Annotated in this window: 18 protein-coding genes; 16 read left to right on the plus strand and 2 right to left on the minus strand. The window is 61.9% G+C overall.

What is annotated here, in order from left to right; translation table 11 throughout:
- Positions 1-23: 23 nt before the first annotated feature.
- From O3301_RS14020 to O3301_RS14090, 15 genes are all read left to right on the plus strand, one after another.
- Positions 24-665, plus strand: a complete 642-nt coding sequence (locus tag O3301_RS14020) for a DUF502 domain-containing protein (RefSeq protein WP_077398981.1) — start codon at positions 24-26, stop codon at positions 663-665.
- A gap of 63 nt (positions 666-728) precedes the next feature.
- Entirely contained in the window at positions 729-2,531 is a 1,803-nt protein-coding gene (gene aspS / locus O3301_RS14025; RefSeq protein WP_180278639.1) for an aspartate--tRNA ligase, read from the plus strand.
- 86 nt (positions 2,532-2,617) lie between these two features.
- The gene (gene nudB / locus O3301_RS14030) at positions 2,618-3,082 is read left to right on the plus strand and encodes a dihydroneopterin triphosphate diphosphatase (RefSeq protein WP_305056651.1); all 465 of its coding nucleotides are present in this window, start codon (positions 2,618-2,620) and stop codon (positions 3,080-3,082) included.
- 19 nt (positions 3,083-3,101) lie between these two features.
- Positions 3,102-3,395 carry a hypothetical protein gene (locus O3301_RS14035; RefSeq protein ID WP_046682130.1) on the plus strand — a complete coding sequence of 98 codons (294 nt, stop codon included), beginning with the start codon at positions 3,102-3,104 and terminating at the stop codon, positions 3,393-3,395.
- A 69-nt stretch (positions 3,396-3,464) separates the two neighbouring features.
- Positions 3,465-3,767 (plus strand): hypothetical protein, encoded by a 303-nt coding sequence (locus O3301_RS14040; RefSeq protein WP_305056652.1) that lies wholly within the window; start codon positions 3,465-3,467, stop codon positions 3,765-3,767.
- A 71-nt stretch (positions 3,768-3,838) separates the two neighbouring features.
- Complete coding sequence (locus O3301_RS14045; RefSeq protein ID WP_251349339.1) at positions 3,839-4,660, plus strand: endonuclease/exonuclease/phosphatase family protein; 822 nt, start codon at positions 3,839-3,841, stop codon at positions 4,658-4,660.
- 9 nt (positions 4,661-4,669) lie between these two features.
- Positions 4,670-5,833, plus strand: a complete 1,164-nt coding sequence (gene clsB / locus O3301_RS14050) for a cardiolipin synthase ClsB (RefSeq protein WP_099665671.1) — start codon at positions 4,670-4,672, stop codon at positions 5,831-5,833.
- Positions 5,830-6,219, plus strand: a complete 390-nt coding sequence (locus O3301_RS14055) for an RNA-binding S4 domain-containing protein (protein WP_077398991.1) — start codon at positions 5,830-5,832, stop codon at positions 6,217-6,219. The genes clsB and O3301_RS14055 overlap by 4 nt, the downstream gene beginning before the upstream one ends.
- Positions 6,220-6,477: 258 nt before the next feature.
- On the plus strand, positions 6,478-7,080 hold the full coding sequence (locus O3301_RS14060; protein WP_070278980.1) for a TetR/AcrR family transcriptional regulator: 603 nt from the start codon (positions 6,478-6,480) through the stop codon (positions 7,078-7,080).
- A 78-nt stretch (positions 7,081-7,158) separates the two neighbouring features.
- Complete coding sequence (locus tag O3301_RS14065; protein WP_034753387.1) at positions 7,159-8,949, plus strand: acyl-CoA dehydrogenase C-terminal domain-containing protein; 1,791 nt, start codon at positions 7,159-7,161, stop codon at positions 8,947-8,949.
- 14 nt (positions 8,950-8,963) lie between these two features.
- A complete protein-coding gene (locus O3301_RS14070; protein ID WP_305056653.1) occupies positions 8,964-11,363 on the plus strand; it encodes a 3-hydroxyacyl-CoA dehydrogenase/enoyl-CoA hydratase family protein in 2,400 nt (799 codons plus the stop codon).
- An 11-nt stretch (positions 11,364-11,374) separates the two neighbouring features.
- On the plus strand, positions 11,375-11,872 hold the full coding sequence (locus O3301_RS14075) for a PaaI family thioesterase (protein ID WP_289905710.1): 498 nt from the start codon (positions 11,375-11,377) through the stop codon (positions 11,870-11,872).
- A 60-nt stretch (positions 11,873-11,932) separates the two neighbouring features.
- Positions 11,933-13,129 (plus strand): acetyl-CoA C-acyltransferase, encoded by a 1,197-nt coding sequence (locus tag O3301_RS14080; RefSeq protein WP_034753391.1) that lies wholly within the window; start codon positions 11,933-11,935, stop codon positions 13,127-13,129.
- A gap of 204 nt (positions 13,130-13,333) precedes the next feature.
- The gene (locus O3301_RS14085) at positions 13,334-14,113 is read left to right on the plus strand and encodes an enoyl-CoA hydratase (RefSeq protein WP_305056654.1); all 780 of its coding nucleotides are present in this window, start codon (positions 13,334-13,336) and stop codon (positions 14,111-14,113) included.
- Between the two features lie 13 nt (positions 14,114-14,126).
- Positions 14,127-14,504, plus strand: coding sequence for a hypothetical protein (locus O3301_RS14090; RefSeq protein WP_305056655.1), 378 nt, complete (start codon positions 14,127-14,129; stop codon positions 14,502-14,504).
- Positions 14,505-14,567: 63 nt separating this feature from the next.
- Here O3301_RS14090 and O3301_RS14095 read toward each other — a convergent pair whose 3' ends face one another.
- Entirely contained in the window at positions 14,568-15,155 is a 588-nt protein-coding gene (locus tag O3301_RS14095; RefSeq protein ID WP_305056656.1) for a TetR/AcrR family transcriptional regulator, read from the minus strand.
- A 41-nt stretch (positions 15,156-15,196) separates the two neighbouring features.
- Here O3301_RS14095 and O3301_RS14100 point away from each other — a divergent pair, with 41 nt between their 5' ends.
- Positions 15,197-15,724: a dihydrofolate reductase family protein gene (locus tag O3301_RS14100; protein ID WP_305056657.1), complete on the plus strand. Its 528-nt coding sequence runs from the start codon at positions 15,197-15,199 to the stop codon at positions 15,722-15,724.
- On the opposite strand, the gene O3301_RS14105 is transcribed toward O3301_RS14100, so the two are convergent.
- Positions 15,721-16,578 (minus strand): metallophosphoesterase family protein, encoded by an 858-nt coding sequence (locus O3301_RS14105; RefSeq protein ID WP_305056658.1) that lies wholly within the window; start codon positions 16,576-16,578, stop codon positions 15,721-15,723. The two genes, O3301_RS14100 and O3301_RS14105, sit on opposite strands and share 4 nt — an antisense overlap.
- Positions 16,579-16,617 lie beyond the last annotated feature (39 nt).

Genomic DNA, 16,617 nt, shown 5'->3' on the forward strand with positions numbered 1-16,617 from the left:
TACGATCCCTTACCGAGAAACCGATGCGTAAATACTTTATTACCGGATTACTGATTTTGGTACCCCTGGCCATTACGGCCTGGGTCCTGAATCTGGTCATCAGCACAATGGACCAGTCGCTGTTGCTGGTGCCCGGCAGTACGCAGCCCAGCGTCTGGTTCGGCCGCCAGATTCCCGCGCTGAGCACCATTCCCGGCCTGGGCACGGTCTTGACGGTACTGATCGTGTTCTTCACGGGCTTGCTGACGAATAACCTGGTCGGCAATTACGTGGTGAAACTGTGGGAAAAATTGCTGCAACGCATACCCATCGTCAATTCCCTGTATTCGAGCGTCAAGCAAGTGTCGGATACCCTGTTTTCCCCGTCGGGCAATGCCTTCCGCAAGGCCGTGCTGGTGCCGTATCCGCACCAGAACTCCTGGACCATCGCTTTCCTGACCGGCGTGCCGGGCGGCGATGCGGCGAACCACCTGGTGGGCGACTATGTCAGCGTGTACGTGCCGACGACGCCGAATCCGACATCGGGCTTTTTCCTGATGATGAAGCGCAGCGATGTCGTCGAACTCGACATGAGCGTCGATGCGGCGCTCAAATATATCGTCTCGATGGGCGTGGTGGCGCCTGCGGAAGTTGTTGCTGTACCGGCCCCGGCAGCCAAAGAATAAAGGCAGGCGTCCCATGCGGGACGTGGCCGGATTGAACACTCACTAACCTGAACTGAGAATTTTATGTCTATGCGTACTGAATACTGCGGCCTCGTTACCGAAGCCATGCTGGGACAAACCGTCAGCCTGTGCGGCTGGGTACATCGCCGCCGCGACCACGGCAGCCTGATTTTCATCGACTTGCGCGACCGTGAAGGCCTGGTGCAAATCGTTTGCAACCCGGAACAAGCGGAGATGTTCAAGGTCGCCGAAGCCGTGCGCAACGAATTCTGCCTGCGCGTGACGGGCGTCGTGACCAACCGTATCGAAGGCACGATCAACAACAACTTGAAATCGGGCAAGATCGAAGTGGTCTGCTCGGAGCTGGAAGTGCTGAACCCTTCCGTGCCCGTGCCGTTCCAGCTGGACGACGACAACCTGTCGGAAACGACGCGTCTGACACACCGCGTGCTGGACCTGCGCCGCCCGCAAATGCAAAACAACCTGCGCCTGCGCTACAAGGTGACGATGGAAGTGCGCAAGTACCTCGACGCGCTGGGCTTCATCGACATCGAAACGCCGATGCTGACCAAGTCGACGCCAGAAGGCGCGCGCGATTACCTGGTGCCGTCGCGCGTGAACGCGGGCAGCTTCTTTGCCTTGCCGCAATCGCCACAGTTGTTCAAGCAACTGTTGATGGTCGCCAACTTCGACCGTTACTACCAGATCACCAAGTGCTTCCGCGACGAAGACTTGCGCGCTGACCGCCAGCCTGAATTCACGCAGATCGATTGCGAAACCTCGTTCCTGACGGAACAGGAAATCCGCGACCTGTTCGAAGACATGATCCGCGTCGTCTTCAAGAACACGCTGAACATCGACTTGCCGAACCCGTTCCCGGTGATGGATTTCGCCGAAGCGATGGGCCTGTACGGTTCCGACAAGCCGGACATGCGCGTCAAGCTGGCCTTCACAGACTTGACCGAAGTCATGAAGTCGGTCGAATTCAAGGTCTTCAACGGCGCCGCCAACATGAAGGGCGGCCGCGTGGTGGCCCTGCGCGTACCGCAAGGCGGCAGCATGCCCCGTTCGGAAATCGACGCCTACACCCAGTTCGTCGCCATCTACGGCGCCAAGGGCTTGGCTTACATCAAGGTCAACGAGAAAGCCAAGGGTCCTGAAGGCTTGCAGTCGCCGATCGTCAAGTTCCTGCCTGCCGACGTGCTGGCCACGATCCTCGAGCAGACGGGCGCGCAAGACGGCGACCTGATCTTCTTCGGCGCGGACAAGGCCAAGGTCGTCAACGACGCCATCGGCGCGCTGCGCGTGAAGATCGGTCACAGCGAATTCGGCAAGAAAGCCGGCCTGTTCGAAGACGTGTGGAAGCCATTGTGGGTGGTCGACTTCCCGATGTTCGAGCACGATGAAGAAGCGGACCGCTGGACGGCGACCCACCACCCATTCACGGCGCCGAAAGACGGCCACGAAGACATGCTGGAAAGCGATCCGGGCGCCTGCATCGCCAAGGCCTACGACATGGTCTTGAACGGCTGGGAACTGGGTGGCGGTTCGATCCGTATCCACCGCGAAGAAGTGCAAAGCAAGGTCTTCCGCGCACTGAAGATCGACGCCGAAGAAGCGCAGCTGAAATTCGGCTTCCTGCTCGACGCCCTGCAATACGGCGCGCCACCGCATGGCGGCTTGGCATTCGGCCTGGACCGTATCGTGACCATGATGACGGGTTCCGAATCGATCCGCGACGTGATCGCCTTCCCGAAAACCCAGCGCGCGCAAGATTTGCTGACCCATGCGCCGTCGGAAGTTGACGAGAAGCAACTGCGTGAACTGCACATCCGTTTGCGCAGCACCGAGCCAAAAGTAGTGTAATGAAGCATGCGGCTGCCCAGGCAGCCGCTACCGTTTTACTTGCTGAGGCAAAAAAGGCGCTGCGAGGCGCCTTTTTCATTCTTGATATGAGCCATAAAATTCCCGTTTCCGTGCTGGTCGTCATCCATACGGCGGACCTAGACGTCTTGCTGATCGAGCGCGCAGGCCAACCCGGTTTCTGGCAATCCGTGACGGGGTCCGTCGACGCCGTCGATGAACCGCTGCTGCAGACGGCCGCGCGCGAACTGGAGGAAGAAACCGGCATCGTTGTCGATGGGCACGATATCGTGCTGCGCGACTGGAACTTGTCGAATGTGTACGAGATCTATCCGATCTGGCGCCACCGCTATGCGCCGGGCGTGACGCGCAACACGGAACACGTGTTCAGCGTGCAAGTGCCGCGCGACATCGCCGTCACCTTGAGTCCGCGCGAGCATTTGCAGCACGCGTGGCTGCCGTATCTGGCGGCGGCCGACCGCTGTTTCTCGTCGTCCAACGCGGAAGCGATCTTGCAATTGCCGGCCATAACGGGCCTGGCGCGTCCCACCTGATTTTCCTAGAAAGCATTCCATGTTGAACTGGTTACATTTGACTGCGCAGCAAAAACTGCTGGGCACCCTGGGCATCGTTTTTTGCCTGTGCTTCATCTTCCTGCTGTTCAGCTCCACCGTGCCCGGCCGCACGCCGCCGATCGGCATGCCGCTGATGGCCATCGGCTGGCTGCTGCATCCGGGCGCGTTTGCCAAGGGCAAGCGCACCGTGGCCTGGCGTGGCGCACCGTTGCTGGTGAAGATCGTCTGGGCGGCGGGTATTACCGCGCTGATCGTCAGCGTGACGGCGGGCGTGGGACGCATGCTGGCCTGAGCCGCTGAAACTATTGTTATGTGGTATTATTGCTTTAATCGCAATCTCACTTCCTGACGAAAGGTGTCCATGCTGAACTGGTCTCAACTTTCTTTTCAGCAGCGCCTCTGGGGCGCCATATTTCTGTCCTGGATCTTTGGCGCCCTGTATGCCGTGTGTTTCCCCGATCAGCCGCATGCCCGCCTGCCGCAGGCTGGCTTGCCCCTGCTGATGCTGGGATTTCTCCTGCACCCCCGCTGCTTTGCCGGCGGACGGGGCGCCTTCAGCTGGAGCAGCGCACCCGTGCTTGTGAAGGGCTTGTGGCTCATCGGCAGCGTGGTAGGCAGCATCAGCGCCGCCGATAGTTTGCTGGGAGCGATGGCAGGCAGATAAAGTGGGACTTGGGTGCGCACGCGCACCTACGCTGGCGCCGCGCGGGGCCCGTCTGGGAGTAGAATCAATGCATGAAAATCCGCGTAGCAACTTATAATATACACAAGGGTGTCTCCTCCGTGCGGGGCTTGCCCCGCGTGCATGCTTTAAAGCAGGCGATTGCCCTGTTTCATGCCGATGTTGTCTTTTTGCAAGAGGTGCAAGGCAAGCACGACCGCAACGCGGCCCGCTATGGCGCCGAGAAAAACGGCCACAAGCATTGGCCGGAAGCGTCGCAGCACGAGTTCTTTGCCGGCCCCGAGCACCATTCCGCCTACGGCATGAATGCCGTGTATGACCATGGCCACCATGGCAACGCCTTGCTGAGCAAGTTTCCCATCGCTTCGCAAACCAACCACGACGTGTCCGACCATGCCTACGAGCAACGCGGCATCCTGCATTGCGTGCTCAAGACGCCGCAGGCCGACGTGCATTGCTACGTCGTCCACCTGGGCTTGTTCGAGTCGGGGCGGGGCCGCCAGACGCAGGCGCTGATCGACGCCGTCATGGAGTCGGCGCCGAATGGCGAGCCTGTCATCATCGCGGGCGACTTCAACGATTGGCGCAACACGCTCAGCGACAAGCTGCGCAATGCGCTCGGCGTGGTCGAAGTGTTCGACCAGCGCGCGTCGAATTCGGCCTTGGGCGACCTGGTGCGCACCCTGGCGCGGCGCCAGACGAAAACGCCGATTCCCGTGCCGGCGCGTACCTTTCCCGCCGCCTTGCCGTGGTTCCGCCTGGACCGCATCTATGTGCGCGGTTTCCACGTGGAAGGCGCGCAAGTGATGCACGGCACCCTGTGGGCCAAATTGTCGGACCACGCGCCGATAGTTGCCGCTTTGAAACTCGCGTAGACTGCCGGCATGCGCACAGTCAATTTCATCGCCCACAACGACATCCAGCTGCTGTATTGCGGCACCGATTACTTTCCTGCCTTGATCGCCGCCATCGACGGCGCGCGCTCGGAAGTGTATTTCGAAACGTATATCTTTGCCGACGACGCCACGGGCGCCCTGGTGCTCGATGCGCTCAAGCGTGCCGCCGCGCGCGGCGTGCTGGTGTGCATGATCACGGACTGGTTCGGCACGGGCAACCGCCGGGTCAACGCCATGCATGCAGAGCTGGAAGCGGCGGGCGTGCACCACCGCATCTTCAATCCGTGGTTCCGGCGCGGCATCACGCGCACGCACCGCAAGATCTGCGTGGCCGATGGTGAAATCGCCCTGGTGGGCGGCATCAATATCAATGACGACATGTTTTGCGACTACGACCACAACATCAGCCTGGAAGCGCCGCGCTGGGATTTCGCCGTGCAGGTGAAGGGCCCGCTGGTGGATGCCATCCACGAGGAAGTGCAGGCGCAGTGGGCAAGATTGGGCAAGATGAACCTCGTGCGACGTATCAAGCTGTACCGCAAGATGCGCGTCGTCAGCAAGGAGCTGGCGAAGAACCCGGTCGTGGCCGGCTTTGTCGTGCGCGATAACTTGCGCAACCGCCGCACCATCCAGCGCGCCTATCTGCAGGCGCTGGGCCAGGCGAGGAAAAGCGTGATGCTGGCCAACCCGTATTTCGCGCCCGGCCACAAGCTGCGCCGCGCCCTTGCCCAAGCGGCCCAGCGGGGCGTGGACGTGGTGCTGTTGATCGGCGTGGGCGAATTCCGCATGCAGGACGCCGTGGCGCACTCGTTTTATCCGAAGCTGCTGGCCGCCGGCGTGAAAATCGTCGAATACCGCAAGACGCAGCTGCACGCCAAGGTAGCCGTCGTTGACGATGACTGGGCGACGGTCGGCTCCAGCAATATCGATGCGCTGAGCCTGTTCCTGAACCAGGAAGCGAACGTGGTCATCAAGGACGTGGCGTTCGCGCAAAGCTTGCGCCAGCATATAGAGCAGGGCGTGGCGGACGGCATCGTGATTCACCAGGATGATTTCAAGCACATCGGCCGTTTCCGGCGCATCGGCTATGAAGCCGCGTTCCTCGTGTACCGGCTGGTGATGCGCATTTTTTCAGTAGGCAAGTACGCATGAATGAGATGACAACGGTAAGGCTGGACAAATGGCTGTGGGCGGCGCGCTTCTTCAAGACGCGCTCGCTGGCCAGCGAGGCCGTCGACACGGGGAAAGTCAAAGTGGGCGGCGAGCGCGTGAAACCGGCGCGCAGCCTGCGCGTGGGCGACGAGCTGGCCATCGACAATGGCGCGGAGACGTGGGAAGTGGCCGTGCTGGGCCTGTCCGACAAGCGCGGCGCGGCGCCTGTGGCGCGCCTGCTGTATGGCGAGACGCCGGCCAGCATCGCCCGCCGCGAGCAGCTGGCCGAGGAGCGCAAGCTGTTCCGCGAGCCGGGCACCACCATCAAGGGGCGGCCGACCAAGCGCGATCGCCGTCAATTGAGCAAGGCAGGCGACCTTTCCTGAGGCTCGCCTGATGTGGAGCGGCAAGGGCGCGCGACGCTTTTGCCCTCCTGAAATCGCTGTAAACACGCAGCCTGAAAATGCTGCGCTGCACCAATAGAACACCGGCTCTAAAGTTCCCGTTTGACTTTTACGTGGTAGTGGATAATAGTACGAGCGTTCGGATTTTTTCGAGGCGTGCTTTTTTTTACCCTCGCTTCAGTCCGCCAAATCGGCAACATCACTTTTAGAACGGACCTCTTGAATACTTCAGTCAAATTCATGCGCAAGGGCGAACTGACCCGTGCAGCCATCCTCGACGTGGCGCTGGACCTGTCCAGCCGCGACGGCCTGGAAGGCCTGACCATTGGGTTGCTTGCGGACAAAATGAACATGAGCAAGTCGGGCGTGTTTGCCCACTTTGGCTCGCGCGAAGACTTGCAGATGGAAGTGCTGAAGCTTTACCACTATCGTTTCGAGCAAGAAGTCTTTTTTCCCAGCATGAAAGAACCACGCGGCATCCAGCGCCTGCAATCGATGTTTGCGCGCTGGGTCAAGCGGGTCAGCGTGGAAATCGCTTCCGGCTGCATCTATATCAGCGGCGCCGTCGAGTATGACGACCGTCCTGGTCCCATCCGCGAGGCCCTGGTGGCCATGGTACGGGCCTGGCAGGGCGCGCTGCTGCGCTGTGTCGAGCAATCGATCGCCACGGGCGACCTGAAAGCGGACACGGATGCCCAGCAGCTGGTGTACGAGATGTATGGCCTGATCCTGGCCCTGCATCACGATGCGCGCTTCCTGCGCGTGCCGGGCAGCATCGAACGGGCGCAAGCGGGCTTTGTCCGCCTGCTGGCGTCATACCAGAATTCCGTCACAAGCAAATAAGCCGTCAGGCAGTATCCGCAACAACGCACACGCACTTACAAGTACAACACTTTAGCTAATCGCCTTCAGGAGAAAATTATGGGTCAATACGTCGCGCCAATCCGGGATATGCAATTCGTCCTGCATGAGTTCCTGCAAGTGGAAGAAGAACTGAAGCAAATGCCGTCGTACGCCGACGTCGACGCCGACATCATCAACCAGGTGCTGGAAGAGGGCGGCAAATTCACCTCCGAAGTATTGTTCCCGCTGAACCACTCCGGCGACCGCGAAGGCTGCCACCACGACCCCGTCACGAAAAGCGTGACCACGCCTAAGGGTTTCAAGGAAGCCTACAAGCAGTACGTCGAAGGCGGCTGGGCGGCCCTGGCGTGCGATCCGGAATACGGCGGCCAGGGCTTGCCTGTCGTGCTGAACAATTCGTTCTATGAAATGCTGAACTCGTCGAACCAGGCCTGGTCCATGTACCCGGGCCTGTCGCACGGCGCCTACGAGTGCCTGAAGGAACACGGCACCGACCACCAGAAGGAAGTGTATCTGCCGAAGCTGGTGTCGGGCGAATGGACGGGCACCATGTGCCTGACCGAACCGCACTGCGGCACCGACCTGGGCCTGCTGCGCTCGAAAGCGCTGCCTGAGGCGGACGGTTCCTGGACCATCACCGGCAACAAGATCTTCATCTCGGCCGGCGAGCACGACATGGCGGAAAACATCCTGCACCTGGTGCTGGCCCGCGTGCCGGACGCGCCGGAAGGCTCGAAAGGCATTTCGCTGTTCCTGGTGCCGAAATTCCTGCCAAACGCGGATGGAACTGTCGGCGAGCGCAATCCGATCACCTGCGGCGCCATCGAAGAAAAAATGGGCATCCACGGCAATTCGACCTGCCAGATGAACCTGGACGGCGCGAAAGGCTGGATCATCGGCCAGCCGAACAAGGGCTTGAACGCCATGTTCGTCTTCATGAACGCGGCCCGCCTGGGCGTGGGCATGCAGTCGCTGGGCCTGACGGAAATCGCTTACCAGAACGCGCTGATCTACGCCAAGGACCGCACGCAAATGCGTTCGCTGTCCGGCATCAAGAACCCGGAACTGCCGGCCGACCGCATCATCGTGCACCCTGACGTGCGCCGCATGCTGCTGACGGGTAAAGCCTACGCCGAAGGCGCGCGCGCTTTCACCTCCTATGTGGCGCTGCAGATCGACCGCGAACTGCACCACCCAGACGCCGACGTGCGCAAGGAAGCGGCCGATGAAGTGGCGCTGCTGACGCCTGTCATCAAGGCCTTCATCACCGACAACGCCTGGATCGCCACCTCGGACGCGATGCAAGTGTTCGGCGGCCACGGCTACATCTCGGAATGGGGCATGGAGCAGTATGTGCGCGACGCGCGCATCAACATGATCTACGAAGGCACGAACACGATCCAGTCGCTGGACCTGTTGGGCCGCAAGATCCTGGGCGACAACGGCGCCAAGCTGCGCAAGTTCGGCGAAAAGATCAAGGCTTTCGTCGAAGACAACGGCACCGATGAAGCGATGAGCGAATTCGTCACCCCACTGGGCGACCTGGGCGACAAAGTCACCAAGCTGACCATGGAAATCGGCATGAAGGCATTCCAGAATCCGGACGAAGTGGGCGCGGCATGCGTGCCTTACCTGCGCGTCGTCGGCCACATGATCTACAGCTACCTGTTCGCGCAGATGGCCAAGATCGCCCTCGAAAAAGAATCCAGCGGCGACAAGTTCTACACCGCCAAACTGGCTACCGCACGTTTCTACTTCGCCCGCTTGCAGCCTGAAACGGCAACCCTGATCCGTCAGGCGCGTTCCGGTTCGGCCAACCTGATGGCACTCGACGCAGACCTGTTCTAAGACTTGAGGAAAATATGACCAATTTCATCGTTAAAAAAGTAGCCGTCCTCGGCGCCGGCGTGATGGGCGCGCAGATTGCCGCCCATTGCATCAACGCGAAAGTGCCGGTCGTGCTGTTCGACCTGCCGGCCAAGGAAGGCCCGAAGAATGGCATCGTGCTGCGCGCCATCGAGAACCTGAAAAAGCTGTCGCCTGCGCCGTTGGGCAACAAGGATGACGCCGCGCTGATCCAGGTGGCCAACTACGAAGACAACCTGGACCTGCTGGCCGGTTGCGATCTGATCATCGAAGCCATCGCCGAGCGCATGGACTGGAAACACGACCTGTACCAGAAGGTGGCCCCGCACATCGGCCCGAACGCGATCTTCGCCTCGAATACCTCGGGCCTGTCGATCACCAAGCTGGCCGAAGGCTTCGACGCCGACCTGAAATCGCGCTACTGCGGCGTGCACTTCTTCAACCCGCCGCGCTATATGCACCTGGTCGAGATCATCCCGACCGCGTTCACCAAGCCGCAGATCGCCGACCAGCTGGAAGGCTTCCTGACCACCACCCTGGGCAAGGGCGTGGTCCGCGCCAAGGATACGCCGAACTTCATCGCCAACCGCGTTGGCGTGTTCGGCATCCTGGCCATCGTGCACGAAGCCGAAAAATTCGGCCTGTCCGTGGACGTCGTCGATGATTTGACGGGCGCCAAGCTGGGCCGCGCCAAGTCGGGCACCTTCCGCACGGCGGACGTGGTCGGCCTGGACACCATGGGCCATGTGATCAAGACCATGCAGGACTACCTGCCGAACGATCCGTTCGCTGCCGTCTACAAGACGCCGGCCGTCCTGGCATCGCTGGTGGAAAAAGGCGCGCTGGGCCAGAAGAGCGGCGCAGGTTTCTACAAGAAGGTCGGCAAGGAAATCCAACGCCTGGACTTCGCCACCGGTGAATACGTGGCCGGCGGCGCCAAGGCTGCCGACATCATCGCCCGCATCCTGAAGGAAAAGGATCCGGTCAAGAAGATGAAGGCGCTGCGTGAATCGACGAACCCGCAAGGCCAGTTCCTGTGGGCGATCTTCCGCGACGCTTTCCACTACATCGCCATCCATCTGGACACCGTGGCCGACAATGCGCGCGACATCGACTTCGCCATGCGCTGGGGCTTCGGCTGGAACGTGGGCCCGTTTGAAACGTGGCAGGCATCGAACTGGCTGCAAGTGGCCAACTGGGTCAAGGAAGACATCGACGCCGGCCACGCGCTGTGCAATGCACCGCTGCCAGCCTGGGTCTTCGAAGGCCCGGTCGCTGAACAAGGCGGCGTGCACACGCCGGAAGGTTCGTATTCGGCCGTGTCGAACAGCTTCGTGCCGCGTTCGACCCTGGCCGTGTATGACCGCCAGCCATTCCGCGCGCCAGTGCTGGGCAGCGGCGCCATCGACGGCAAGACCGCCGGCACCACCGTCTTTGAAGACGAATCCGTGCGCGTCTGGCATACGGGTGACGATGTCCTGATCATCTCGTTCAAGACCAAGATGCACGTGATCGGCGAAGGCGTGATCAATGGCCTGAAACTGGCGCTGGCCGAAGCGGAAAAGAACTTCAAGGGCCTGGTGATCTGGCACGCCGACGCAGCCGAAGGCGGCGCCTTCTCGGCCGGCGCCGACCTGCAATCGGCCCTGCCGGCGTTCATGCAAGGCGGCGTGAAAGCCGTCGATCCGATCATTGCCGAACTGCAGAACACCTTCATGTCGCTGAAATACGCGAACGTGCCGGTGATCGCCGCGGTCGCTGGCCTGGCACTGGGCGGCGGTTGCGAACTGGCGCTGCATGCATCCAAGCGCGTGGCCTCGATCGAGTCGTACATCGGTCTGGTGGAAGTGGGCGTGGGCCTGATTCCAGCCGGCGGCGGCCTGAAGGAAGCGGCGCAGCGCGCCTACAAGGAAGCCAAGGGCAACGATATCCTGCAATTCCTGAAAACGGGCTTCACCAATGCAGCCACCGCCAACGTGTCGAAATCGGCGCTGGAAGCGAAGAAAATGGGCTACCTGAAGGAAGACGACGTGATCGTGTTCAACGCCTACGAGCTGCTGCACGTGGCCAAGGTCGAAGCGCGCGCCATGTTCGACGCGGGCTTCCGTCCGCAACTGCCGTCGCTGATCCAGGTGACGGGTCGTTACGGCTGGGGCACCATCAAGGCGCAGCTGGTCAACATGCGCGACGGCGGCTTCATTTCGGCGCACGATTTCAAGCTGGGCGAGATGATCGCCGAGATCGTATCGGGCGGCGACGTGGACCAGGGCAGCTTCGTCAGCGAACAGTGGCTGCTGGATATGGAACGCAAGGCATTCCTGGAGCTGTTGAACCATCCGAAAACCCAGGAACGGATCATGGGCATGATGCAAACCGGTAAACCGGTACGCAACTAAGCACAGCGTCGATGACGATCCTGTCCCTCGTTTTTAAAGTATTACTGCGCGTGAGGCCAAGCATGGTGTATGACCGTATCAAACAACAGATGATGGACACCTTGCCCTTCGTGCGGCTGCTGGGGATCAGCATCGACGACATCGGCGCCGGCACCTCGAAGGTGTCGCTGCCGGAAGATCCAAAACTGAATAATCACCTGGGCACGCAGCATGCGGGCGCCTTGTTTACCCTGGCCGAAACGGCTTCCGGCGCTGCCATGGCGGGCGGCTTCGCCGAGCTGATACTGGGCTTGCGCCCGGTGGCCAAGGAGTCGCGCATCCAGTACCAGAAGGTGGCCCGGGGCGCGACGCGCGCCGAAGGCCGGGTACCGGGCGACCTGGCTGCCTTGAAGGCGCAGCTGGCGCAGGATGGCAAGGTGGCGTTTCCCGTGGAAGTCGATATCTTCGACTCCGAAGGCACGCTGGCGGCACAGGTGACGGTGGACTGGTATTTGTCGCAGAAGCGATAAGCCTCTACCCCGGACATTCGACAGAACACGAACCTCGTTCAACATCTTTGAAAGAACAAAATGAGCAAACAACTTCAAGACGCGTACATCGTCTCTGCAACCCGCACCCCGATCGGCAAGGCGCCGCGCGGCATGTTCAAGAACACCCGCCCGGACGACCTGCTGGTGCGCGTGCTGCAATCGGCCCTGGCGCAAGCGCCTGGCCTGGACCCGGCGTTGATCACCGACGCCATCATCGGCTGCTCGTTCCCGGAAGCGGAGCAGGGCTTCAATATCGCGCGTAACTCGGTGCTGCTGGCCGGCTTGCCGAAAACCGTGGGCGGCGTCACCGTCAACCGCTACTGCGCTTCGGGCATCACGGCCATCGCCATGGCGGCCGACCGCATCCGCGTGGGCGAAGCCGACGTGATGATCGCCGGCGGCATCGAATCGATGTCGATGGTGCCGATGATGGGCCACCACCCGTCGATGAACCTCGACATGTTCAGCGACGAGAACATCGGCATGGCTTACGGCATGGGCCTGACGGCCGAAAAAGTGGCGCAGCAATGGAAAGTGTCGCGCGAACAGCAGGACGCGTTCTCCGTCGAATCGCACCGCCGCGCCATCGCCGCGCAGCAAGCCGGTTTCTTCAAGGCGGAAACGACGCCCGTCGAAATCATCACGCGCACGCCTAACCTGGCTACCGGCCAGGTCGATGTGACGCGCCGCACCGTCGACACCGACGAAGGCGCGCGCGCCGATTCGTCGATGGAGTCGCTGGCAAAACTGAAACCGGTCTTCGCCGCCAAGGGTTCCGTCACGGCCGCCAACAGCTCGCAGATGTCCGACGGCGCCGGCGCGCTGCTGATCGTCAGCGAAAAAATCCTGCGCGAGCATAACCTGACCCCGCTGGCGAAATTCTCCTCGTTCGCCGTGCGCGGCGTGCCGCCGGAAATCATGGGCATCGGTCCGAAATTCGCCATTCCTGCAGCATGCGCCGCCGCCGGCATCACGCAAGACCAACTGGACTGGATCGAGTTGAACGAAGCGTTCGCCGCACAGGCGCTGGCCGTCATCGGCGACCTGGGTCTGGATCCATCGAAGGTCAACCCGATGGGCGGCGCGATCGCCCTGGGCCACCCGCTGGGCGCCACCGGCGCCATCCGCGCAGCCACCGTGATCCACGCGCTGCAGCGCACCAAGCAGAAGTACGGCATGGTCACGATGTGCGTGGGTGCCGGCATGGGCGCAGCAGGCATCTTCGAGCGCGTTTGATGACACCTGGCATAAGCTACTGCGCGTTGCGATTCGCGGCCTGCGATGCTCACTGTGCCTTGGCACAGCTGCGCTTCTCGACCACAACTCGCTGCCGCTCGCTACGCTTCTGCCAGGCGTCGTGACGTAAGTGGTCAGATAAGATTGGTCAAAACTTGGGCGCTGCGGGATTACCCCGGCGCCCTTTATCTTTTTGGAGACGACATGGATATTTTGTGCAGCAAGAGCGAGGGCATTCTGACCCTGGAATTCAACCGCCTGGAACGCAAGAATGCGATCACGGGCGCCATGTACCAGACCCTGGCCGATGCGCTGGTGGCGGCGGAGACGGACGACGACGTGCGCGCCATCCTGATCTGCGGCAAGCGCGAGATTTTCACGGCCGGTAACGACCTCGATGACTTCATGAAGACAGCGCGCCCGAAGGATGGCTCGCTCGACCACGACCGCCCCGTCTTCCAGTTCATGCGCGCCCTGTACGGCAGCAGCAAGCCCGTGGTGGCGGCCGTCTCTGGCCCGGCCATCGGCATCGGCACGACCCTGCTGATGCATTGCGACCTGGTCTATGCGGCCGACAATGCCAGCTTCTCGATGCCGTTCACGCAGCTGGGCCTGTGCCCGGAATTCGGTTCCAGCCTGCTGCTCACGCAACTGGCCGGCTACCCGCGCGCGGCGGAAAAGCTGATGCTGGGCGAGTCGTTCCCGGCCAGCGAAGCGCTGGAAATGGGCCTGGTGTCGAAAGTCGTGCCCCTGTACGAGCTGATGACCTTCGCGCAAGGCCAGGCCGCCAAGCTGGTGGCCCTGCCTGCCGCCTCCATCCGCGCCACCAAGCGCCTGATGAAGCAAAACCGCATGGAACCGATGAAGGCTGCCATCGCCGAGGAAAACAAGCTGTTCAGCGCCATGCTGGGCGGCGTCGAGGCGAAGGAAGCGTTTACGGCCTTCTTTGAAAAGAGGAAGCCGGATTTCAAGCAGTTCGCGTGATGACGGAATAAGCGTGAGGAATGGTTACACTTTCGCGGCGTTGGTGAAGCAAGATGTGTTGGCAGGACCTCCTGCGGACGTGCTGTTCTTTAGCATGCTGGCACTGACACAGCATGGCGTCTGTGTGTCGGCATGCGATTCCATCGATGCACTGCGCCAGCATATGACGGCACCGTCATATTACGTGGCCCACAATCTGGTGACGCATGTGGGTAGGCGCGCCATCTTTAAGGGGTCTCTGGTGCAAGCAAGCACTGCCAATCTGCTGGTATTCCTTGATGCCGCGCTGACTTGCGATGATCTGCGCCCCATGCTGATCGCACCTGTGTTTGCGGGATCGCCGACGCAGGTGATACACATCGATGACGATGTGCGCCATGTCTATGCATGAATGTCCAGTCTGACTATACATGCAGGGTCGGGCCGCGCATTTCCCGCGCCCCGAATAGCAGATTCAGCTTGTTGCCAGCATCCCCGCCAGGATCAGTCCGACCGAGGCGTGCCAGCCGGTCTCGCTGGCGGGCCTGCCCGCCAGCGCATAGCCGTGCAGGAAATCGACGAGCGCATCGCGCCCGCGCAAGCGGGTTTTCTTGTCCAGCGCGAGACCGTCGACGGCCAGCTCGAACAGTGCCATAAACCGCTCGGCCACGTCGGCTTGCTCCACCAGTCCGCGCGCCATCAGGCGCACGAAATACGGCGTGGCGCTGACCAGTTCCAGGTACAGGGCGCACAGCGCCCGCACCCGCCGTGGCGCTGCCTGGCGCCGCGTAAACGGCGGCTGGCACGGGTCGAGCGCGGCAAAACGCTGCACCATCAAGGCCTGCAACAATTCCTCTTTTCCCGCGTAGTAGTGATACAGGGCCATGGCGTCGACGCCCAGGCTTTGCGCCAGCGCGCGCATGGAAAATGCCTCGCCTTTTTCTTCCAGCAGGGCCAGGGCCGCGTGCAGGATACTGGCGTTGTCCAGTGCGGGCAGGGAGCGACGGGGACGACCCGCTCGGCGCACGGGTGACTCCATGGCTTGAAGTTTTGGGATTTTCATGGGCATAATTCTACACCGTAGAATTAAATCAAGGAGCACTCATGCAAAAACCTTTCGTCAGCGTCTTTCTCGGCATTAGCCTCGATGGCTGCATCGCCGGGGAAAACGGCGACCTGTCCTGGCTGGCCGAACTGGCCCCCGACTCGCCCGAGGCCACCGGCTACACGCAATTGATGGAGCAGGTCGATACCCTGCTGATCGGGCGCACCACGTATGACGCCGTGCTGGGCTTCGAACCGTGGCCGTATGCGGGCAAGCGCGTGGTGGTCTTGAGCCACCGCGACTTCGCGCCGCGCCATGGCGAGCAGCGCCGCGAAGGCAGCGTGCGGGAAGTGCTGAAGGGACTGGCAGCGGAAGGCTGCCGCCACGTGTACCTCGATGGCGGCGCCGTCATCCGCGCCGGCTTGCGCGACGGGGTCGTCGACAGCGTCACCTTGTCCGTGCTGCCCGTGGTGCTGGGCCGGGGCGTGCGCCTGTTCGAGGATGGCTTGCCGCGCAGCGACTGGCGGCTGGACGGCACGCGCCAGCTGCCCAGCGGCGTGGTGCAGCTGCGCTATGGAAAACGTTAAGCCGCGCTGGCCAGGTCGACGATGAAGCCTGTGTCAAAACGTTCGTTCTCGGGCGTGCCGTTCGGCCGTTTGTAGCCGCAGGGGTTGCAGACCACGCGGCAGTCCTGGATGCGGTAGTCGAGCGAGGCATGCATGTGGCCATGCACCCACAGGTCGGCCTGTGCCACCAGCGCGTCCAGCTGCGAGGCGAAGGCGGGCGAACCGAGGTTGTCTGCATACTGCGCTTCCACCGACAGCATCGATGGCGCCATGTGCGTGATGACGACCGTCTTGCCATCGAACGGTTGCGCCAGCTGCCGTTCCAGCCAGGCGCGGTGCTGCGCGTGCAGCTGCGCCGTGTCGCTGGCGCACAGCAGGCGGGGCGTGTCGCCGCCCGTGCTGATGCGCTTGTAGTCGGGCATGTAGGCTTGCGCCGCGTTTAACGCTTCTTCCCGGCGCTCGGTGCCGAACAGCAGGAAATCCGTCCACAGCGTGACGCCGAGGAAGCGCACGCCGTTCAGTACCACGGCGTCGCCGTCGAGCAGGCGGATGTTGGCGCCGTGCGCATTCGCGCTGGCGCAGGCGTCGCGCACGGCGTCCTGCATGCGTTCGAGCTGGTGGCCGTAGCCTTCGTGGTTGCCGTGCACGTACAGCACGGGCAGGGCGCCGAAGGTGCGCGCGGTCCAGGCGATGGCATTGCTGCCCGTGTCGATGTCGCCGGCCAGGATCACCACGTCGGGGCGGCAGGCGGCAAGGTCGATGGCGGGCGTGTCTTCGCCCCAGACTTCCAGGTGCAGGTCGGACAGGATCAGCAAACGCATGGTAGTGGGCGCGGCAAGGCGCACGGCAGTCGATGGGCCTCTATCGTAGCGCAAGTCGCCACGCCCGTCTGCTTGACCGCGCGAGGGTAGCGA

This window comes from Janthinobacterium sp. SUN211, assembly GCF_030587315.1.
GTDB classification, from domain to species: domain Bacteria; phylum Pseudomonadota; class Gammaproteobacteria; order Burkholderiales; family Burkholderiaceae_D; genus Janthinobacterium; species Janthinobacterium kumbetense.